This window comes from Nocardia sp. NPDC051990 (assembly GCF_040680755.1).
GTDB lineage: Bacteria > Actinomycetota > Actinomycetes > Mycobacteriales > Mycobacteriaceae > Nocardia.
Map to the genome: position 1 here is coordinate 87,646 of NZ_JBFAXH010000002.1, position 19,050 is coordinate 106,695.

The 19,050-nt window shown below is 64.0% G+C and carries 20 protein-coding genes and 1 pseudogene; 9 read left to right on the forward strand and 12 right to left on the reverse strand.

Going from position 1 to position 19,050, the window contains the following annotated elements:
• The first annotated feature begins 555 nt into the window (after nucleotides 1–555).
• Nucleotides 556–1,302, forward strand: coding sequence for a hypothetical protein (locus tag AB0L63_RS03985; protein WP_364494268.1), 747 nt, complete (start codon nucleotides 556–558; stop codon nucleotides 1,300–1,302).
• A 59-nt stretch (nucleotides 1,303–1,361) separates the two neighbouring features.
• On the opposite strand, the gene AB0L63_RS03990 is transcribed toward AB0L63_RS03985, so the two are convergent.
• Nucleotides 1,362–2,201: a site-specific integrase gene (locus AB0L63_RS03990; protein ID WP_364494271.1), complete on the reverse strand. Its 840-nt coding sequence runs from the start codon at nucleotides 2,199–2,201 to the stop codon at nucleotides 1,362–1,364.
• A gap of 214 nt (nucleotides 2,202–2,415) precedes the next feature.
• Here AB0L63_RS03990 and AB0L63_RS03995 point away from each other — a divergent pair, with 214 nt between their 5' ends.
• Entirely contained in the window at nucleotides 2,416–2,736 is a 321-nt protein-coding gene (locus AB0L63_RS03995; RefSeq protein ID WP_364494273.1) for an alpha/beta fold hydrolase, read from the forward strand.
• Nucleotides 2,737–3,124: 388 nt separating this feature from the next.
• The gene (locus AB0L63_RS04000; protein ID WP_364494276.1) at nucleotides 3,125–3,307 is read left to right on the forward strand and encodes a hypothetical protein; all 183 of its coding nucleotides are present in this window, start codon (nucleotides 3,125–3,127) and stop codon (nucleotides 3,305–3,307) included.
• A gap of 477 nt (nucleotides 3,308–3,784) precedes the next feature.
• Here the strand turns inward: AB0L63_RS04000 and AB0L63_RS04005 are convergent, their stop codons facing one another.
• A complete protein-coding gene (locus AB0L63_RS04005; RefSeq protein WP_364494279.1) occupies nucleotides 3,785–3,907 on the reverse strand; it encodes a hypothetical protein in 123 nt (40 codons plus the stop codon).
• A 111-nt stretch (nucleotides 3,908–4,018) separates the two neighbouring features.
• On the reverse strand, nucleotides 4,019–4,627 hold the full coding sequence (locus AB0L63_RS04010; RefSeq protein ID WP_364494282.1) for a hypothetical protein: 609 nt from the start codon (nucleotides 4,625–4,627) through the stop codon (nucleotides 4,019–4,021).
• Nucleotides 4,628–5,091: 464 nt separating this feature from the next.
• Here AB0L63_RS04010 and AB0L63_RS04015 point away from each other — a divergent pair, with 464 nt between their 5' ends.
• Nucleotides 5,092–5,331 carry a hypothetical protein gene (locus AB0L63_RS04015; RefSeq protein WP_364494285.1) on the forward strand — a complete coding sequence of 80 codons (240 nt, stop codon included), beginning with the start codon at nucleotides 5,092–5,094 and terminating at the stop codon, nucleotides 5,329–5,331.
• Between the two features lie 160 nt (nucleotides 5,332–5,491).
• Here AB0L63_RS04015 and AB0L63_RS04020 read toward each other — a convergent pair whose 3' ends face one another.
• From AB0L63_RS04020 to AB0L63_RS04040, 5 genes and pseudogenes are all read right to left on the reverse strand, one after another.
• Nucleotides 5,492–6,382 (reverse strand): DUF2637 domain-containing protein, encoded by an 891-nt coding sequence (locus tag AB0L63_RS04020; RefSeq protein WP_364494288.1) that lies wholly within the window; start codon nucleotides 6,380–6,382, stop codon nucleotides 5,492–5,494.
• Nucleotides 6,383–6,863: 481 nt separating this feature from the next.
• Nucleotides 6,864–7,892 (reverse strand): site-specific integrase, encoded by a 1,029-nt coding sequence (locus AB0L63_RS04025; protein ID WP_364494291.1) that lies wholly within the window; start codon nucleotides 7,890–7,892, stop codon nucleotides 6,864–6,866.
• Nucleotides 7,889–8,098 (reverse strand): hypothetical protein, encoded by a 210-nt coding sequence (locus AB0L63_RS04030; RefSeq protein WP_364494294.1) that lies wholly within the window; start codon nucleotides 8,096–8,098, stop codon nucleotides 7,889–7,891. Before AB0L63_RS04030 ends, AB0L63_RS04025 begins: the two co-directional genes overlap by 4 nt.
• Nucleotides 8,099–9,245: 1,147 nt before the next feature.
• On the reverse strand, nucleotides 9,246–9,491 hold the full coding sequence (locus AB0L63_RS04035; RefSeq protein ID WP_364494297.1) for a hypothetical protein: 246 nt from the start codon (nucleotides 9,489–9,491) through the stop codon (nucleotides 9,246–9,248).
• 308 nt (nucleotides 9,492–9,799) lie between these two features.
• Nucleotides 9,800–10,141 (reverse strand): annotated as a pseudogene (locus AB0L63_RS04040) (alpha/beta hydrolase); the annotation flags it as partial.
• Between the two features lie 113 nt (nucleotides 10,142–10,254).
• On the opposite strand from AB0L63_RS04040, the gene AB0L63_RS04045 reads away from it, so the two are divergent.
• Nucleotides 10,255–10,557 carry a hypothetical protein gene (locus tag AB0L63_RS04045; RefSeq protein WP_364494300.1) on the forward strand — a complete coding sequence of 101 codons (303 nt, stop codon included), beginning with the start codon at nucleotides 10,255–10,257 and terminating at the stop codon, nucleotides 10,555–10,557.
• Between the two features lie 74 nt (nucleotides 10,558–10,631).
• Here the strand turns inward: AB0L63_RS04045 and AB0L63_RS04050 are convergent, their stop codons facing one another.
• Together AB0L63_RS04050 and AB0L63_RS04055 are read right to left on the reverse strand one after the other, a co-directional pair.
• Nucleotides 10,632–11,642 carry a glycosyltransferase gene (locus tag AB0L63_RS04050; RefSeq protein WP_364494302.1) on the reverse strand — a complete coding sequence of 337 codons (1,011 nt, stop codon included), beginning with the start codon at nucleotides 11,640–11,642 and terminating at the stop codon, nucleotides 10,632–10,634.
• A complete protein-coding gene (locus AB0L63_RS04055) occupies nucleotides 11,639–12,820 on the reverse strand; it encodes a glycosyltransferase (protein WP_364494304.1) in 1,182 nt (393 codons plus the stop codon). The genes AB0L63_RS04050 and AB0L63_RS04055 overlap by 4 nt, the downstream gene beginning before the upstream one ends.
• A 246-nt stretch (nucleotides 12,821–13,066) precedes the next feature.
• Here AB0L63_RS04055 and AB0L63_RS04060 point away from each other — a divergent pair, with 246 nt between their 5' ends.
• Nucleotides 13,067–14,158, forward strand: coding sequence for a glycosyltransferase family 4 protein (locus AB0L63_RS04060; RefSeq protein WP_364494307.1), 1,092 nt, complete (start codon nucleotides 13,067–13,069; stop codon nucleotides 14,156–14,158).
• A gap of 17 nt (nucleotides 14,159–14,175) precedes the next feature.
• Here AB0L63_RS04060 and AB0L63_RS04065 read toward each other — a convergent pair whose 3' ends face one another.
• Together AB0L63_RS04065 and AB0L63_RS04070 are read right to left on the reverse strand one after the other, a co-directional pair.
• Nucleotides 14,176–14,670: a DUF5994 family protein gene (locus AB0L63_RS04065; protein ID WP_364494310.1), complete on the reverse strand. Its 495-nt coding sequence runs from the start codon at nucleotides 14,668–14,670 to the stop codon at nucleotides 14,176–14,178.
• A complete protein-coding gene (locus tag AB0L63_RS04070) occupies nucleotides 14,667–15,050 on the reverse strand; it encodes a DUF5994 family protein (RefSeq protein WP_364494313.1) in 384 nt (127 codons plus the stop codon). Before AB0L63_RS04070 ends, AB0L63_RS04065 begins: the two co-directional genes overlap by 4 nt.
• Before the next feature lie 348 nt (nucleotides 15,051–15,398).
• Between AB0L63_RS04070 and AB0L63_RS04075 the strand changes: the two genes are divergently transcribed.
• The 3 genes from AB0L63_RS04075 (at nucleotide 15,399) to AB0L63_RS04085 (ending at nucleotide 18,990) form a co-directional block, all read left to right on the forward strand.
• On the forward strand, nucleotides 15,399–16,127 hold the full coding sequence (locus AB0L63_RS04075; RefSeq protein ID WP_364494315.1) for a TetR/AcrR family transcriptional regulator C-terminal domain-containing protein: 729 nt from the start codon (nucleotides 15,399–15,401) through the stop codon (nucleotides 16,125–16,127).
• Nucleotides 16,128–17,158: 1,031 nt separating this feature from the next.
• Nucleotides 17,159–17,302: a hypothetical protein gene (locus AB0L63_RS04080; protein WP_364494318.1), complete on the forward strand. Its 144-nt coding sequence runs from the start codon at nucleotides 17,159–17,161 to the stop codon at nucleotides 17,300–17,302.
• 617 nt (nucleotides 17,303–17,919) lie between these two features.
• The gene (locus tag AB0L63_RS04085) at nucleotides 17,920–18,990 is read left to right on the forward strand and encodes an acyl-CoA desaturase (protein ID WP_364494321.1); all 1,071 of its coding nucleotides are present in this window, start codon (nucleotides 17,920–17,922) and stop codon (nucleotides 18,988–18,990) included.
• The last annotated feature ends 60 nt before the right edge of the window (nucleotides 18,991–19,050 follow it).

Here is a 19,050-nt window from a genome sequence, read left to right on the forward strand (position 1 = left end):
CATCGCTCATCGCTCATCGCTCATCGCTCATCGCTCATCGCTCATCGCTCATCGCTCATCGCTCATCGCTCATCGCTCATCGCTCATCGCTCATCGCTCATCGCGGACCAAGTCCGCCGGAACGCACTCTTCCGCCGCTTCTGACGCGAGTACGGACGTCGTCGACGGGTCTTGCTTCGCTGGTTCAGGTCTGGCGGTCGGGAACCCGAGACTCACCTCTCTGGTCGTGGTTTGGAGCCGTTGTGCGTTCGCTCGTCTCTCACGGAGACAGGACAGAGTGCGATCGATGCCCTCGATCTCGCCCAGCCAGCCTTGGGCGGCGGCTCGACGTTTACGATCTTGGAGATCGGCTTCGAGCTGGTCGAGGCGGTACAGCATGCTCGGGTTGACGTGGAGTTGACTACAGCGCAGGCAGGCTTCTCTGAACCAACGGGCCCCGGCCCATCCGAGGCCCGCCGAACGCACTGAAACGTCGACTATCGAGTGGCGGGCACCGATCGGACGTCGGTATCGTGGGTAAGCGCTCGGCGGTAGGGGCATAGGAGGAGGGCGCGTATGCCCACGGTGCGGCGGTTCTGGATCGAATTCGATCTGGGGAGCAGACGACTTTCCTGGCCGCAGCTGAGCCAGGGCGTTGGTGTGACCGGATTCGACGAGCGGGACTGCTTATCGATGGTGGCGGATCTGTTCCCCGACGACACAGAGCTACCCCCCGTGCGCCACATCACGGTCGACATCTCGCTCGCGGAGAAACTCCCGCTGAACCCTTCCCATCTCGGAGTCCCCGTGTGGCGCGGCATCTGGTACCCGCCCAGCAACCTCCGGACCGGGCCGATGTGGCGTCCCCGTGGCGTCGGCCGAAATCCCGGCGCACCCGCCTCCAGCCCGGAACGCCTCACGGATTCACCCGCACAGCCGGGGGCCAGCGTGCGCCCCGACCCACTGCCGGAGTGGTGGGACGAAATCCCGCATGTCGATAGTCTGCTATGGCCGGTCGGCAAGATGCCCTACACCTATCTGGGCGATCAGATGTGGCGTTACGCATCAGAACTGCGCTTCGCCATCATCAAGGAGCCTAGCTATGGGGACATGGTGCGCGAAGCCCTCGACTACGTGATCGCGCGACGTCCGACACCGAGCGATTGGTTCGACCCGAACACGACCACGTTCCGCGATCAACAGCAGCAGGACGAATATCTGCGAACCTTCCGCGACTTCTTGTTCGGACACCAACCGGATCCGATCTATCCTCCCCGCAAACGGCTTCCACCCGACGCGGAAACCACACCATCCGACGAATGAGCACGAGCCCCGAGGACTCCGAACAACCCGTGACGCCGCGTATCGACCGGACGCAGTGCCTACGATCTTAATTCTCCTGGGGCAGAAGTTCTTCCAGAAATAGACCCGAACGTGGGCATTCCGAGACCGGTCTTTGCCGTGGTTCGTTGAAGCGAGGTTTCGATCTGGGCGAGCTTGTCATTGACGCCGCTGTAGCTGACTTGCAGGCCCTCGACTTCGTCGAGCCAGCCTTCGCGTTTGGCATCGATGATGCGGGCTTCGAAGTTGTCGCGGATCTCTTCAAGCCGGGCTCGTTGGGCCGGTTCCGGTCTCAGGAGTGAACACCGGACACATGCGTGCTCATGAATGTACGGGGTGGAGAATGCTCGCGCGCAGGTCGCGACTGACACCTTCCGCTTCTCGAAGTGGGACAGGAATGCATCCCACTCTTCGTCGGTTGGAGTACGGTATTCCTCGCCGGGCCGAACGGACCGCCGTCGTGCGATGAAAGCCCAGTGCGCCTCAATGGTTTCCACCGGGTAGACGGCCTTGTAGCCCATCGTCGTATCGATGCTCTTGTGACCGCAAATGACCTGCGCAATATGCGGTGGCAGGCCGTTCATGATGGCGTCGGTGACAAAGATCCTGCGCAAGTCGTGAGGACTGAAAATCAGTGGGTCGCCGTTCGGATCGGTGAGCCGGGTCGCGGCGAGGGCGTTGATGAGCACCTTGCGGATCGCGGTCGGGGTGTAGGCCCGGCGTTCGTTGCCGATTCCGCGCTGGAACAGCACTGGCATGGGCGGGTTCCAGATTTTCTCCCTGACGTCGTATGAGACGATCAGTGGGATGGAGCCGTCCGGGTTGCGTAAGCGCTGGACGATGGTGTGTTGAGTCGTGGCCCTGATCGGGTCCGCGGTCACTGGGAATGGAGCTGTGCACGCCGGCCACCGCCGAAATTGGATGGGGGAGGTGCGCGGAGTGGAGGCCGATACCCGACGAGACAGGGGGACCTGCCAACAGCACTGACCACGCAGCTCTCAAAGCTGGTCAGAGGCAAGGATTTGAGAAGCCTTCGACAGCAGATCTCCTGGGCCGTACGTTGATTACAAGACGGATGCAATGGGAGGAACTGCGATGCGTGTTGATGTCGAATTCACCAGTGGCGCAGTGAGCTTGCGGGGTTGGCTGTATCGGCCCGAGCAGGCGTCGGGGCCGGTCCCGCTGGTGGTGATGACGCACGGATTCGCCGGCGTAAAGGAATGGGTTGCCCCGTTCGCCGAAGTGTTCAGCAACGCCGGTTTGGCTTGTCTTGTCTACGACCACCCCGGATTCGGGACCTCTGATGGTGAACCGCGTTTCGAGGTCGACCCTTTCGCACAGATCGAGGGTTACCGCGATGCGATCACCTTCGCGCAGACCCTCGATGGTATCGACCCGGAACGCATCGGAATCTGAGGAACCAGCTTCGCGGGCGGCCACGTCCTGGTGGTCGCGGCGACCGACCGACGGGTGCGTGCGGTCGTATCGCAGGTTCCACTGACCAACGGGTGGGCCAACTTCCGCAGCTTGGTGCCGTCGGTCATGTTGCCGACCGTGCATGCGGCCATCGCCGCGGACCGCCAGGCCCGCGCCTCGGGCAAACCGCATCAGACGATCAAGGCGGCTTCCGATGATCCGACCGAACTCGTGGCCATGCCCGGTATCGAGGTCTACAACTGGTTGATGGCCAACGGCCCGCAGGTCCCGACCTGGCGCAACGAGGTCACCCTCTCCAGCGATCGACAAGTTTCAGTCCTACGCCCCGGAAGCGTTCCTACGCCGCGTATCTCCGACACCCCTGCTGATGGTGATCGCCGATCAGGACACCCTGACACCCGCCGATATCGCTCTGCAGAGCTACGCCGAGGCACTGGAACCCAAACAACTGTCTCTGATCCCGGGCCCGCATTTCGCCGTATACGAGGAGCAGTTTCAACGAGCCTCCAGTGTTGCCCGCGACTTTCTGCTCGCCAACCTGAGCGGATAACGCCCGGATCTGGCTCGGAATTTGCTCGCAATCTGGATCAGGCGTCAGCCGGTTAGCTGAGCGGAAAGACTGCGGCGACCAGATCACAAGTGCTGGAGCACTCGTCGCCGGTTTGGGCGACCGCAGGAATGGATTCGACAGGTCATCGTTGAAAATACGACCGAGACTTCCGCGCGCGAGTGCGGGAGTATGATCGATCGCGGGAGAATCAGCGGGCAGACCCGACTAGGAGGTCGGCCATGTCGTCGCGTCGTTCGCCGCGGTCACCGCGGACAGCTCGATCCCCGGAAGTCCTTGAGCGACTGGAACGCTCGCGTGCGCGTATTCGTGAACTCCGAGAACAGGCACGTCAGCGGGAGGCAGCGATCACCGACGCGGTGAAGCGGTACCTGGCTGATTGGCAGGCGATCACGGCGTGTGAAGCCAAGCGTGACCAAGAAATCGAGGCGCTGCGCCAGCCAGATCAGCGCAGTCGAATCACGAGCCGGTGAGGAGATCGCCCGCCACCGCGCCGACCAGGCTCTTGCCGCCGCAGTGATCCGTGACCAAGATCAAACCGACGAAGACGTCGCTGATCTGCTCGAAATCAGTGTCAAACAAGCCCGGCAACTGATCACCGCCGCACGCGCAACGGGCGGCACAATCTCGGCGAGTGCATCACCGAAGCCGACCGCCACGCCGACCAACACCTCTTCCGACTCGATGGTGGATTCAGGCGCTGGCGTACCCACCGGCGTTCCACACGAACCACCGGAAGTGCTGCGGCGCGAAGGGTTGCCGTGAAGGAATGCCCGGCGCTGGCGACAAGGGCCAGAACGCGACACCGCACCGATGGCAGTAGAAGCCGGCTTGCCATACAGCGTGAGCGCGCCGACGTCCTCGTACGACTTTCCCGTTGCGACGCATACGACGTACAGCAACGCTGAGCAGGAGGCCGCCGGGCGTCGTCAGGACCACGAAGAAGATTACGGTGGAAAGAGCGGCGATCCACGGTGATACGCCGGGATACGGATCGGCGATTGAGATGATTGCCGGAACGATCCAGCACATCGCTGGCAACAGCAGCACAAGCGCAAAGAAGGTCAGGCGCCCGGCTGGAGTACGTGCAGGCTCGCGGGCCAGACTCCGCGCAAGCAATGTGGTGTGAGTGCGCTCAACCGTGGCAGTACCGAACACCGGGACCAGGCCAGTTGAAGCCACACCAACGCCAGAATAGACGTCCGTTCCAGAGCTGGTCGAAACCCCGTCGGCGTGTATGGCTGGCACGCTTTGGACGAAGTCGAGTTGTTGGCAGTGTGGACACGTGAGGTCGATGTCCATGCGGGGACCCCCTCCCAAGCCGTTGCGCTGTAGCGCCGCGTTTGTGGTGCTGGTACCTGCAACGAAGGCTCTGTGGGGTATCCAACACCTTCAGCGAGCCGCTGTCGAGAGGTATTGGCGTGCTGATGCATTGATGAGTCCTTCCTTGTGGCCGACGGTTGAGGCAGGTTCGTCTGATCCAGCTGCACATGGGCCCAGACCGACAAAGGGGATCACCGTCTCCTACTTCTTCGAGAAGGCGTGGCAACCCGCCCGGCGGTGTGTCGACGGGTTCGCTCGTGCTGCCTCCGCGTTCGAGCGCGGCGACGAGTTCGGTGCGCGTGGACATCTGATTCCCTTCACCCGCCGGGCGTTGTGGCGGGCGCGGGCCCGGAGGAGTTTATTGCCCGTTACGGCACGGCGCTGGAGCCCCTGCGGATCAGGCATCTGATGCAGTACACGCTGCGTCACACTGGGATTCGTGGATGTTGCAGGACGGCGTGCTGATGTTCGTGGTGTTCCGCGACGCCGGGCGCGGATCGGTCACGGTTACCGACCGCGTCTACGGCCACAACGACCGCCGCGCCAGCGAATCCGCCGCTCAGGTCATCGCGCGCCGGCTGCCCCGGGTGCGTGCGAACATGCTCGCCCGGGGCCGTCTGACCGCACACACCAGTACGCATCCGCGGACCGAAATCCATTCCATTGCATTCCATTCCCCGTGAATCGGAATGAATCGGAATGCAATGGAATGGAATGGAATCCGCGATACTGACGGCGGTCACCACTCACGCAGCGGCCGAGCCTCGGTCGGTGCCAGTTCCCCGTCAGAATCTCGTTCGCCGCCCCGCAGGCCCGGCCTTCGGGCCTGCGGGGTGGCGATGGTCAGCAGCCGATGTGGGAGCACGGCTCCAAGGGAAGTTTGTCGGTGTCAGCCTGGTCCACGTGGGCGTGTCGGGATGCGGCGAGGATGTCGATTGTCGCTGCGTCGCTGAGTATTCGGCTGATGGTTGAGCGGCTTTTGTTCAGTTCCCGTGCGATTCGGGTTGGTGTCCACCCATCGAGGTGGTGGTGAGTCAGTGCTCGGGCGACTGTGTCGGGATCGCGGCGGCGGCCGGGGTCACGTGCGCACAGAAGCGCCGCCAGTTCCCTGAACTCTGCGTCGGTGCGGTCGGCTATCGGTGGTGGCGTGCGCGCATGATCGCTGTCGATCATCACCTCGGGTTGAGTCGATGCCGGTGTGGCCGATGGTGTGCACGTGTTGTGCGGTGCGCACGGTTCAGTGGTGGCCGAACCGCTGTCACTGTGGTCGCCGGAGTGGGCGAGCGCGAGCAGCGCGACCGTCGCTTGGGCCATTGAGCCCTCGATGATCAGCGGCCACAGCCATGCCTCCCGGTGCGGGATACCGGCGGTGATCGCGAGTGATCGTAGTGCGGTGAACGACAACCAGAACGCGCCGATCGCGATGAGAGCGGTCATCGCGGTGGCGATCAGGTGGGTGCTGCGGGCTCCTGCGTGCGCACGCGCGAGTACCGAAACACCGTGGACGGCCGCCAGTAAAGCGAGGGGTGGGATGATCGCGACCGCGGCGGCGACAGCGGGGAGTGCGGTGTCGTGCAGGACGGCTTGGGTGGCGTTGCCAGTGATGCTGACCGCAGCTGCCGTGGTGAGCACTGTCCAGAAGAAGCCGTGCGCACGCGGCTTCGGTGAGGTCGCCTCGGTCCGGGCGGTGCGCACGACGACGGCTGTGGGTGAGGTGAGGGCGATCTCGGTCATGAAAGTCCTTTGTCGCGAGGTGATCAGCGTGCGGACGGCGTATGCGTGTCCGGCTGGTGCCGGGGGCGAGCGGATGCGGCCGGCGGTGAGTATCGACAGCGCAGCGGCGACTTCTTGAAGATGGGAATTTGACGTAGGTGGCAGTCGTGCCCGCGGCTTTGCCTCGGTGTCCGGGCCTTCCCCGAGGAGAGCCGCCGAGATCGTTACCAACCCCTCAACCTGAGCCACACTCAGGGGTACGTCGCCAGGACGGGGTTGACCCCTCGCACACGGCACCGATATCCACCAAAGATGTTGCAGATCCGTGCGCGAGGACTCCCGTGCCGGGTTGCCGGCAAGAACGTCACTGTGGGTGTGCGAAGGGCCGAAGGCCGTCTAGGACCGCATTGGTCCGTTGACGAAACAGGACGGCGCCGGGACGGTCAGTGCTGGGATGGGATGCGAATCAGCCACCGCCGCAAACGAACTGTTCGCGCCATCTTCATGTCGTTATGGTGTTCGTGGTCGGCGGTTTGACCGCTGTGGCGAGTGGGTGGGGTTCTCCTGTCAGGTGGGCGAGGGCGGATGCGACTTCGTTGATTGTTGCGGTGGTGTAGATGCCGGTGGGTGCGGCTGCGCCGACCGCGTGGCGGGCGAACTCGCGTGCGATCGCGGCGCCGTAGCGGCGTTCGACCCAGGTGGTTGTTGTGTGGCGCAGCCAGTGGATGGAGATGCCGTGGGTGGTGACCCCGGGCAGGTATCGGCCCAGGCGCTCGAACAGGTGGTTGTAGCGGCGGCGAGTGATGGGCTTGCCGTTGCGTGTGCGCAGTAGTTGCTCGTTGGGTGCGGCTCCGCGCTGTTCGGCGTGGCGACACAGCGCGCGCATCAGGGTGGGGGAGACCGGCTGCCATTGTTCGGTGCCGCCCTTCTCCCGTAAGAGAATCAGCGACTGCACGGGATCGAGATCTCGGGGACGCAAGGCGAGTGCACCGCCACGGCGGCAGGCGGTTTCGGTGTGCAGGCGCAGCAGCAGGGTGTCGAGTTGCGGGTCGTTGCCGGTGGTGGCGGCGACGCGGTTGATCTCGGTGAGGAGCTCTTCCGGGAGAGCGCGCCGGTTGGATCGAGTGCGCCGGGGTTTGGTCAGTCTCGCGGCGGGGTTGTCGCGTGGGTCGATGATCCGGTTGTCTTCGGCGTGGGTGTAGACGCGGCGGACGACGTCACGTCCGTCTCGCCCGTTGCGGCGGATTAGTCGCTGGGTTTCGATCACCTCGCACAGCCCCTGCAACTGGGCGGGAGTCGGCTCGTTCAATGCTCGGTCGGCCCACCCCGGCTGGGCAAGAATCTTGGTCCAGTATGTCTGGTAGTGGTCGCGAGTCCGGCTCGCGGGCATGCTGTCGGCGACGACTGGGATGTAGTCACCGAAGGTCGGGACGCTTGTGGCCGCACCGGTGTCGTCGCTGAGCTCGGCGACGGTGAGATCGAGCCGGTCCATCCGGACGGCGGCGATGTCGGCGTCGCTGCGTGCGCTCATCGGCGTATCCCCTCGCAGAAGCGGCGAGCGGCCATCTCGTCGAGGACGTGTGGTGGGAAAACCACCAGCAGGCGTTGATGAGGGTCGGCGGCCAGCAGGACCCGGTCGTGATGTTGGATGCCCGCGGCGCGCCGTGCATGGGCGGGCAGGGATAGATGCCCGTGCTTGGTGACCCCGCGGCGGCCGTAGCCGGGCCGGGTGATCACGATCAGCCCCGCGGCGATCCGCCAGGACAGCAGGTCACCGGGGTGCCAATCCCAGCGCTGCCAGAACGGCTTTGTCGACCACGCGCCCGTTGGTGTCGACCGGCCGCACGCTGTACACCGCGGTGTGCGGGTGGTTGCTCGATGGTCGCCATCGGCAGACCGGCACCGATTCCGCAGCCATCGTCGCCGACGAGCCCGATGGAGGAGAAGGAAGGGATCAGCGGAGATGCTGTGTCATCGGTCACATCGACCATCGCCGAGCAAAACCGCAGGTGGGGGGTGTACGGCCAGGACAGAGTGTCTAGGCGATGCCCGGACCCGGTTTTGGGGGCATAAATGCCACAATTTTGTGTCCGGAGGGGGTATCGACCAGTACGCCAACCTCCTGCAACACCGAAAACTGCTGGTCATCGGCAAATAGCGGTGGCGTGATGGTTTTGGTCCGGTTGCCGCAGGTTCGTGCCCCACGGCGGGGAACTAAAGGAGGGGACGGTTCTGACCGGTGGTTTCCTGGGGGACCGCTGATATTCCAAGAAACAGGCACTTGGGATGAGGGATCGTTCTGCCTAGGAGCGGGACCTAGCGGTAATCACGAGACATCACGAACTCCTGAGTGGGGTCAGGGTTCGAGTCCCCTTAGCTCCACAAATTGACACGAATAGGGCCGTTGCTCACGGGTTTGCTGTCTTTCGAAGATGAGGGCCATCTTCGGTCGGGTGTCTCATATCGCCTGGTCAGCGCCTGTTTTCTTGTTCTAGTTAGCTCCCAAGGTGTTTTTGTTTCGGCTCGGTGTTGATTAAGTCGGAAGGCGCTCGTTCATTACCGCGATCACGAGCCATGCTCGTCGCAGGTGCGGTCTCACCTGGTCATCGTGGATTGATGTCGGGATCGAGCCCGCCCATGTGTGTCGCGGGTGCGGACGCCACGCTCGCGCAGACGATTCAACACGGTGGCCGGATCGACGGCAAAGTGTTTTCCGACTCGTGCCAGGGACCAACCGAGACGGTAGAGGCGGTCTGGTCGGGGGACAGGCCGCGTCGGCGCATCGGCACGTCGTGCCGATGCAGGATGGCGCTGATGGTGCGGCGGTCGATACCGAGTCGGTTGCACAGTTCGTAGGTCGTTGCGCCAGCGACATAGTCGTGTATCAGCATCTGGATGTGGTTCTGATCGAGTTGTCGTGCCCGCCTCGGTGTGGACCGGCGGGCGGCAGCGGTGAACTCTCGCCACTGATTGCGGTGCGGTCGTCACGACGACGTGGCTTGTCGGCCATCTGTTCTCGCGCGAGTTCGACGAGCACCTTCGCGATCTTGCCGGCATCGGGCGGATCATGACGGACGCCGCGAATCTCGAGTTTGCCCCGCCGGGTAACGGTGTTGGTCGGAGTTGTCATGCGTCCACTGTCCTACCTGAAGGCAAGTTCGCGTCAAGCTTCCGGTATGGGTCGTACCGTCGCAGGTCGCCTTGCGGCTGGCCACGAATATGGTCACCAGCCTGGCACGACCGCCGCAACAGGCGACACATTGATGTCCGAACAGCCACCGTTCTCGATGGCGTCAAAGGCGGCAACGAACGATACTGCACCCCTTTGACTGTGGCGGCGTGAGATAAGCTGCTGTACAGCACTTTTCGGGCTGCCGAACAACCGATATGCGGCATTGTTGTGCGTTCCGCCGCTCAGGATGCCTCCGAGCCGGGCGGTTACAGGGCGAGCATGGCGGCAGCGACCTGATCGGCCGCGGCGTGGCGCAGAGCGGTACCCATGTCGTCGAGGACGAGCAGTCGTGCCCCTGGGATTTCGGCGGCGAGGACCTCGCCGTTGCCGACCGGGAAGAACGGGTCGGCGCGACCGTGCACCACGAGTGTGGGCACGTCGAGCTCACCTAGCCGGAACCGCCAGCGCGGGGCGCAGTCGATCCGGGAGAAAACCATCCCGAGCTGGTTCGCCTGGTGCACCGCGGGATTGCTCGACGGCGTCCGGTCCCAGATCCGGGCCGCCGTCGCCCGTACGTCCTCCGGATTATTGCCCATGGTCTCGGCCCCCCATCGATCGAGTTCCTGTTCGAGGACTCGACGCTCGAAAGGTGCCTCTCGCCGAGTGCGCGCACACTCATGACGAACCGTAGTTCGCCCGCCGCCAGGCCGGATTGGTCCGGGTGCGCGACGATCGACGGATTGAACAGCGCCGCGGCTTCGACCGCGTACTCCTGGGTGAAGTACGCGCCGATGAGCCGTCTACGGGCGGGCGTCAGTGTCCCCCTCCGTGGCAGCAGATGTTCGACGAGCGCCGCGTGCGTGGTGAAGGTCGCGTCGATATCGCGGTGGCGGTCGCCGAACCGGCGACGCACGGAAGCCAGGCCGGCCAGCATGTCCGCATCGGTGAGTGCGAGCACCCGGTCGATGATGGCCTTGGCGCGGGAAATCCCTTGTCCGAGAATCTCTTGGCCGGGCAGAAATAGCCTGGCCGAGACTCTGCGGGTATCCGGCAGCAGCACCAAGGTACTGCGCCGGACGGGATCGGCGGGTTTGGCCACTACCCGGCCAGGGTGAGTCGGCGCGCCTGTTGCTGCGTGGAGATCAGCGCTAGCGTCGATTCGGCGCCCTGGTTCTCGTTTCGGCCGGTGTGCTCGAGTCCGTCACAGCAGCCGCCGCTGACCGGGTCGATCAGGGGAGTATCGACATCGTTCGTGCCGCGGAACCACGCCTCACACAGCAGTACCGCATCCTTCCACTGCTGGTCGCCGGTGTCGTCGTAGGCGCGGGCGCAGGCGTCCGCCAGGGTCGCGACCTCGATGGGTTGCTGGTCGAAGCCGGGCCGGGTTTCGCCGGTCGCCCAGCCGTCGACGGGGGTGACCGATAAATGATCACCCGAGGTTTCGATCTCGAGTAACCAGCGCAGCATCGCGAGTCCATCGGCATAGACGCGGCCCTGTCCAGGCAGCAATGTGCCGACCGCGAGCAGCGCTTCGGCCAGCACCGCGTTGGCATAGTGCAATCGTGGCTCGGGCCAGCGCCAGTCGAGGCGGCGGGTGGGCGGGCCGATCCGGGTGGCGGCGGCGGCCAGTAGTTCACGTGCTTGTGTGTTTCCCGGCTGGACACACAGCACCTCGGCGGCGCCGAGTGCGGCGAAGGCCATTGCCCGGGGATATGGGGAGCGCCGTGGTGCCCCGATGGTGAAGTGTGCCAACGCGATCTGCGCCAGATCGGGTTGGCGGGCGACGACGGAGCCGAGTGCCCACAGGGCACGGCCCCAGTGATCTTCGAGGCTCGGTTCGTCCTGCCAACTCCGGTCCGAGCCCCGACGATTGTGGCAGCTGCCGTCCTTGTTCAGTGCCGCGATGATGAAGTCCAGATACACGCCGGCGTTGTCGAGTAGTTGTTCGCTCGGCTCGGGCTCGCGAACGGCCACCACAAGTGCGCGCGCGACATCGTCGACGCAGTAACCGTTTTCGATGCGGGGCGTGGTGAACCTCGCGTGCTCGAAGATGCCGCACTCGTCGCTGAGTCGGTAGAGGTGCGCGAAGGAGATGCTGATGGTATTCATGCCGTGGCCAGCTTCCTATCGGCCCGCAGCGTTTCCGCTGCCAGGTCCCGGTACTTTCCGCTTACCGAAGTCCACAGCAGTCCGGGTGCGATACGTTTCGCTTCGGCACCCATGCTCGCCGCAAGGCCCGGTTCGGTGATCACGCGGCGCAGAGCGGCGGCGATATCGGTCGGCGACTCTCGATCGACCAGCAGGCCTGCGCCGCTCGACAGCAGTTCTTCGGCATGCGGGAAGGCCGTCGATATCACCGGTTTGCCCGCCGCGACCGCCTCGATCAGCACGCCGGACGTCACTTGCTCGCGGGAATCGTAGGGCAGCAGAACGATATCCGCCTGCCTGATGAGCCGGTACAGCTCGACGTTGGACAAGTAGCGGGCGTCGAAGTGCACGGCATTGGCAACGCCGTAGCGCCGAGCGCGCTCGACGAGGCCGGCGCGATAGGACTCACCGTGGCGCGCAAGCACTCTCGGATGTGTCTGTCCCACCACCCGGTACTGTGCGGCCGGGCGCAAATCGGCGATGTGGGCCATCGCGTCGATGCCCCATTCGATGCCTTTCCCCTCGCCGAGCAGTCCCCAGGTCAGGATTACCGGCGTCCGGGAGATCGGCTGGTGTTGGTCGCCGGGCTGTCCGGGGCGATTGTCGTTGGCACCGTGCGGAATTACCCGGACCTTGGCCGGGTCGACGGCGTAGTGGTCGACGAGTCGGCGGCGAGCCGTGTTCGTCATGGTGACGACGGCCGCGCAATTGCCAGCGAGCTGCTCGAGGATCATCCGCTGCTGTGGTGTCGGGGTGACCAGCACCGTATGCAGCACGACGATGGCCGGAACCCGAAGGGCCCGAACGATTTCGAGGACATCGACGCCGTCGCGCCCACTATAGATGCCATATTCGTGCTGGATGATCGCAATATCGAAGCGGTTGAGCGCGATAGCCGCGGCAGCGGCACCGCGGTGGTCGCTGCGCTCCCACTGATGCGCCACCTCAGCGGGCGGTGTCGGATCCGGACTGTCGACCACGGCGACGACGCCGATGGCTGGGCGACGCTCGAAATCGACCGATACGAAACCGATTTCGCCGGGTGCGGTCAACGCATCGACGAGTGCGCCGGTGAAGGTCGCCAGCCCGCACTGGGTCGGCGAATAGGTACTCAGAACGCCATAGGACTGAACCGACACTACGCCAGCCTTTCTACTTCGAGGCAGCGCCGAAGGTGCCGCTGTCTGTAGCCACTCAATTGGCTGATCGTGTTGCGCTGAAGCGCTTGAGAATCCGTTCCGGGAAAAAGACACGGAGGGATCGGCAACCAGGCCTCGATCGTAACACTCGGATCTGCGGAAATTAGTGTGATATGATCGGCGCATCATGTTCGCCCAGATCTGGGGCGGCTCTCGGCGGTTTTGCCGCCAGTAATCGAGGATTTTATGAGAATCGGCGTTATCGCGTCGGTCGCACACCGTACACCTCCGAAAAACTATGGTCCGTGGGAGCAGATCGCTTCGACGCTGGCCGAGGGGTTCGTCGCGCGTGGGCACGATGTCACACTGTTCGCGACGGCGGACTCCGAGACGTCGGCACGGCTGGTCTCCGCCGTACCGTCGGGATACGAAGTGACGGCGGGTGCGGATGCGAAAGTCTACGAAGCGCTGCATAATTCGACGGCATTCGCGCGGGCCGGTGAGTTCGACGTACTCGCAAACCATTTCGACTTCATGCCGCTGACCTACAGCAGGCTGGTGTCGACACCGATGGTGACGACGATTCACGGCTTCTCCTCACCGAAAATCGTTCCGGTTTACCGGGAATTCGGTGACATCGCCCACTATGTGGCAATCTCCGACGCCGATCGCGACCTGGATCTGCGCTATGCAGCGACGATTCATCACGGTATCGATCTCACCCAGTTCACATTTCGGCCCGAGCACGGCGAATATCTGCTCTTTCTGGGCAGAATTCATCCGGATAAAGGGACGCACCTGGCGATCGAGGTAGCGCGGCAGGCCGGACTGCCATTGATCATCGCGGGCGTGATCCAAGACGAGGAATACTTCCGATCGGCGGTCGAACCGCATCTCACCGGCACCGATTTGACCTACCTCGGTCCGGTTGGTCCGGCAGAGCGGGACGCGCTACTCGGAGGTGCCCGTGCGCTACTGCATTTGATCGGTTTCGCCGAGCCGTTTGGCCTGTCGGTCGTCGAAGCCATGGCCACCGGGACACCGGTCATCGCAACACCATTGGGTTCGATGCCGGAGATCATCCGCCACGGTCGCACCGGATTCCTCGTCGCCGATGTCGCGGGTGCCGTCGCGGCGGTATCGGATATCGAGCGAATCGACCGCTCCGCCTGCCGGGACGACGTCTTCGAACGCTTCACCGCTGACCGCATGATCGATGCCTATCTAGCTCTGTTCGCACGGATCGTACGAGATTGCGGACGTCGCGCCGAATCGGCCGAGTCGGCACCGCAACAGGCCATCGGCTCGCCCGGTCTGTTCTCACACGCCGGACTGTAATCGACAGTGCCCCAAGGCTACTGGTTCTCAGACTGGATGCCGAGTTGGTTCGGTGTTTCGGTTCGTGATGCCCACCGCATTCGCTTGTTCGCTTGATCGGGCGGGGTGTCGGCGGGGATGACCAGCAATGCCAGATGAGTGCCGCCAGCGCCGACCATGTGCATGACATCGTGTGGTTGGGCAGCACCCGGCCCGTGCAACCGGATGCCGTCATCGCCGTCGATGCGGCGTTGGGCGAGACTGACCGCGTTCCAGCCGAAGCCGATTCGCACAGTCGCGCCGAGGCGTGGGGTAAGGACGCTGATCAGATCGTGCAGTTCAGCGGTGAGATTGGCCGTCCACGGCCACCACGCGCCGTCGACCTGCCCCGAACTGGAGCCGCTTCGACGCAGCAGCAGGCGTGGCGTGCGGGTAGGTGTCCGGAACGGTTGCAGGTCGCGTGGAGGCGGGCCGATATCCCCGACCATGCCGCGGTGATTGGTTATCGGGCGCTGCGCCTTGATGTGAGTCATGATCTGGTCTCGATTCCACCGGCGGCCAGGGTCGCCGGTTCGGGCTCGACGGCGGCCATCAGGGCCGCGCGCGCGGTGCCCTCGGCGGTGGCCGACGGGATTACCCGGAGCACGATCAAGCCGCTGTCACGGCCGAAGACGAACATCGTGTTCCACCGCTCGAAGCGATAGGGATCGAGTCGGACCACGTGGTTGTCGACGGTTATTTGCTGGGGTGCGCGTGACCAGCACGCGGGGTCATAGACGACGCGCCAGACCGGTCCGAGCCCCACTGATAGGACTGCCAGCAGATCTGGGAGTTCGGCGGGGAGTACGCCGGATCGGGGCCACCAGGCGCCATCGATATATCCATCGCGTTCGGCCTTCGGCCTCAGTCTCAATCGAAGTGTGTATTCCGGTGCGACACGATGCCGAGGGGACGGTGAGCGGATCTTTTTCGGTGCCATGTGGCGCTCCTGTTTCGGCTGTGGTGCCCGCCGATGATCGGCGTCGCGGGAATGCGCGACGGCGCGCGTGCCGTCTGGACGGTCAGTAGAGGTGGCGACGACCGCGGATGGGGTGGCCGTTGGTGCCCGCGAACATGAGCACCGACCCAAGTGCGACCGCATCAGATCCTCAGACCTGTTGCTTCTTCCAGTAGACGCCGATTATGTCGTCGTGTCAACGCTGTAGGTCTACGATACACGACGTATACACCGGCGTTGCTAGGACTGGAGAAAACTGCCGAAATGACCGAACCACCGACCAGTCACACGAACTCCCGATCCGGGCGGCACGCCACGGTCACCGGAGCCCGGTGCGGCGGTCCGGTGAACAGGGCAACGGTGTTGCACGCGGCACTCGAGATCGTCGATCGAGACGGGATCGACGGACTCTCGATGCGGCGGCTGGCCAATGCGGTGGGACGGGATCCGATGGTGGTCTACCGGCATGTGGCCAACAAGGCGGCGGTGCTCGACGGCATCGCCGAAGTCGTCTTCGCGCAGTTGTCGGTCGATGCCTCCGACGCGGACTGGGCCGCCCAATTGCGGGTGATCGCACGCGATTTCCGACGCTTGGCACTGGCCCATCCGAAGGCGGTACCGCTGCTGGTGACCCGGCCGTTGGCGACGCCGTTAGGGCTGCGCCCCCAGGCGGTGGTCCGTCCGCTCGAGGACATCCTCGCACTGCTCACCCGTGCCGGATTTTCCGGTGCGGACGCTCTGCACATCTACCGTGCATTGTTCGGCTTTCTCTACGGTCACGTCCTCAACGAATTGCAGGAGATCGTGGAGCGACCCGAGGAAACCGACGAGGTACTGCGCCTCGGACTGCATCGGCTGCCTATCACGGAGTTCCCATTGCTGCGCGAGCTCGCCCCGGCGCTGGTGGGCTATGACGGCGCCACCGAACTCGAACGAGGTCTCGATATTCTGCTCACCGGACTCGCGGCAACGCTGCCGAGCAAAGACCAATGATCGTTTGCCGCTCAAACCCCGCCCCGCCTTCGGGGATTCCCAACGCTACTGTGCGGGCACCACACTCCGCCGACCGAACCGGCTATCGCGCCGCCGATATCGTGCTGATCAGCACCCTCACCTGGTGGGGCATATGCCGTCGGTGGCGCAGCGGGTGCCCGAGCGCCTCGATACCGAACGATTGGAACCGACGAGGCGGGCAGACCGGCGACGCCGAGCAAGTCGGGGTGGTCGGAAATGAGGACTGCGCTCAGGGGCTCAACGATATCGACTCGACCGTCCCTGGACAAAGACGATCAAACCCGTCCATGCGAGGGCTAGGGCCCGCCAGCGATGGTCGCCCTGTACCGGCTTCAGGTCGTCCTTTTCGAGCAATAACCACAGCACAACGCCCATTACGGCGACCTGAAATAGTCGCTCGAACACTCCTGATCGGACTGGCCGAGCGAAAGTCGCCATGGTCCACGGTCTGTCGGTGTCGTTAACCCACGGCCGCGGACCGGGGTGATACCCATACGCCGCTCCCCATCCGATCGCTTTGGGAGAGAAGGTCCTTTGGAATAGCTTGTTTCAGAGCCGCGAGATAGTGCCGGTAGGTTCGGTCTGTTTTGACGCGCGCCGGCGGCCGATCTCGAAAGCTGTTCGTAGTCCTGATACGACAATGGGAGTCCTGCTCGGGACAAGTAGTGCAACGAAAGCGCGTCACTGACAGAACCACACCGTTCTGCCGCACGGTGCGCGTTCGGCGTGGCGCGCCTGAGCGGTTGTCCGACAACGCATCCGGGCCCAGCCGAACGTCCGTAAATAGCCGACGAGCGCATCCTTGGTCGGGTATGTGCCGTCGTGAAGCGTGAGCGCGTCGACAGGGCGTTGCTCATCCTCTCGGCACCCGCAGCGCCAAAGATGATCGCGCTCGTCGAGGAAACGCTTGAATGCCAGCGCGCCTCGCCCTGCTCCGGGCCGGAATCTCCCCGGGGGCGTACTGTCGAGGGAACGAGACCGCAGAGGTCTTGCAACCAAAGGATGCCCAGTTGTCCGACAAATCTCCGCGTAGCACGATGTCCAAAAAGCAGGGGAAATCGATCAAGGAGAAACGAGCGGAGAAGAAGGCCAAGTCAGCCGCCGCTCAATCCGGCGTTGAAGCCTCGGAGAACAGGGACAAGAAGCGCAAGTAGACATACTCCTGTGCGGCATCGGAGCTCAGCCCTCACGGGCTTGGCTCCGATATGGGGAGATCGACGTCCTACCGAGTCGACGAACGAATCTCCCCGGACTCGTCGAGCCACTGGGGACGCGCGCGATCCTTGCTCGGCGACCCCACGCGCACCGTGTACGGTATGAGTCCGGCGGCGATCGCCCAAGACAGTGGAGCAACCGGCGATCTGACGGAGGTCCGAGGCTCCCTTCCTGAATCCGAAGGTACCGATGGTAGTTCGCGACGATCGGCGGGCTTGGCGGATTCGCAGCACGATCGCGCCGCCTGCATGCCAGAAGCATCAGGACGGCGCACAATAATCGGGCGTTTCCGGATGTTTTGCGCCGCAGTCGATCTCGCGTGTCGACCGCTCTGCACCCGGCCCGCCGAGGCTGGTCTGCGGTATGCGCTTGTTATCACATCGCAGTCCGAACCCATGTCATACCAAGGTATTACATCGAACGAGAATCCGGCCGATAGCTTCGAATCGTCACCTCCGAACCGACGCACCGAGCAGTTCCCACTCGAGTCACAGCCTCGGGTCGGCATTCAGGACGGCCGAATGTGGCCTCTTCGACCCAGCTTTCAGGAAGATCTATGACGACACCAGCCTTGGCGCCCGAGTTGTTTCCACGATCATCGCGTCGCGGCGGCGCCGACGGTGATTACGCCCGTCTGTTGCGCCGGATCTCCGATGCGGGTCTGATGAACCGGCGTCCCTTCTACTACGCGGTCCGGCTCGGCGGCGTCGGGATCGCGTTCACGGTCGGCTGGGCGGCGTTCGTCCTCGTCGGGGACTCGTGGTGGACGCTCGTGGTCGCGGCGTTCATGGCCGTGACGTGTGCTCAGGTCGCCCTCGTCATGCACGATGTCGCGCACCGCCAAGTCTTCCGGCTGCGGCGGCTGACGGAGGTCGTGGGGCGACTCGTCGGCAATGCCGGCATAGGCCTGGCGTACGGCTGGTGGCAGGACAAGCACACCCGGCATCATGCCAACCCGAACCATGAGGAACTCGACCCCGATGTCGCGCCCGACATTCTGGTCTGGTCACAACGGCAGGCGCGGGCCAGCCGTGGTCTGCCTCGTCTCATAGGGAGGGCGCAGGCGTTCCTGTGCTTCCCGCTACTGATGCTGGAGGGCCTGAACCTACATGTGGCCGGCGCCCGTGCGCTCAGAAGCCGATCGGTCAAATACCGCGGATTGGAGGGCGCGCTGCTCTTCGGCCACTTCGTCGCCTATCTGGCCGCACTGTTCGCGGTTCTGCCCGCCGACAAAGCTTTCGCGTTCCTTGCTGTCCACCAAGCGCTGTTCGGCCTGTACATGGGCTGCATCTTCGCCCCGAACCACAAGGGCATGCCAACTCTGATCGGCGACGACCGCCCCGACTACTTACGCCGACAGGTGCTGACCTCCCGCAACGTGCGGGGTGGCGTGTTGACCGACCTCGCCCTCGGCGGGCTCAATTATCAGATCGAGCACCACTTGTTCCCGAGCATGCCGACACCGAATCTGCGTCACGCCCAGGTGATCGTCCGCGACTACTGCGCCGAAATCGGTGTGCCATACTACGAGACCGGGCTGATCTCCTCGTACCGCGAGGCACTAAAGCACCTGCACCACGTCGGCGCACCCCTGCGCACCACCGGCTCACAGCAGAACGCCGGATGAAAGTTCCCGCACTGCTCCGCGCCTGATGTCTGCAGCCCGCTCAACCCGGCATCCAGCATG

Bases quoted from the DNA above. Each gene is read 5' to 3' on its own strand.
- AB0L63_RS04075 (WP_364494315.1), top strand. From the start codon at position 15,399: ATGACCGAACCACCGACCAGTCACACGAACTCCCGATCCGGGCGGCAC.
- AB0L63_RS04035 (WP_364494297.1), bottom strand. From the start codon at position 9,491: ATGACAACTCCGACCAACACCGTTACCCGGCGGGGCAAACTCGAGATT.
- AB0L63_RS04050 (WP_364494302.1), bottom strand. From the start codon at position 11,642: ATGAATACCATCAGCATCTCCTTCGCGCACCTCTACCGACTCAGCGAC.
- AB0L63_RS04025 (WP_364494291.1), bottom strand. From the start codon at position 7,892: ATGAGCGCACGCAGCGACGCCGACATCGCCGCCGTCCGGATGGACCGG.
- AB0L63_RS04020 (WP_364494288.1), bottom strand. From the start codon at position 6,382: ATGACCGAGATCGCCCTCACCTCACCCACAGCCGTCGTCGTGCGCACC.
- AB0L63_RS04060 (WP_364494307.1), top strand. From the start codon at position 13,067: ATGAGAATCGGCGTTATCGCGTCGGTCGCACACCGTACACCTCCGAAA.
- AB0L63_RS04015 (WP_364494285.1), top strand. From the start codon at position 5,092: ATGTTGCAGGACGGCGTGCTGATGTTCGTGGTGTTCCGCGACGCCGGG.
- AB0L63_RS04010 (WP_364494282.1), bottom strand. From the start codon at position 4,627: ATGGACATCGACCTCACGTGTCCACACTGCCAACAACTCGACTTCGTC.
- AB0L63_RS04000 (WP_364494276.1), top strand. From the start codon at position 3,125: ATGGTGATCGCCGATCAGGACACCCTGACACCCGCCGATATCGCTCTG.
- AB0L63_RS04065 (WP_364494310.1), bottom strand. From the start codon at position 14,670: ATGACTCACATCAAGGCGCAGCGCCCGATAACCAATCACCGCGGCATG.
- AB0L63_RS04085 (WP_364494321.1), top strand. From the start codon at position 17,920: ATGACGACACCAGCCTTGGCGCCCGAGTTGTTTCCACGATCATCGCGT.
- AB0L63_RS03995 (WP_364494273.1), top strand. From the start codon at position 2,416: ATGCGTGTTGATGTCGAATTCACCAGTGGCGCAGTGAGCTTGCGGGGT.
- AB0L63_RS03985 (WP_364494268.1), top strand. From the start codon at position 556: ATGCCCACGGTGCGGCGGTTCTGGATCGAATTCGATCTGGGGAGCAGA.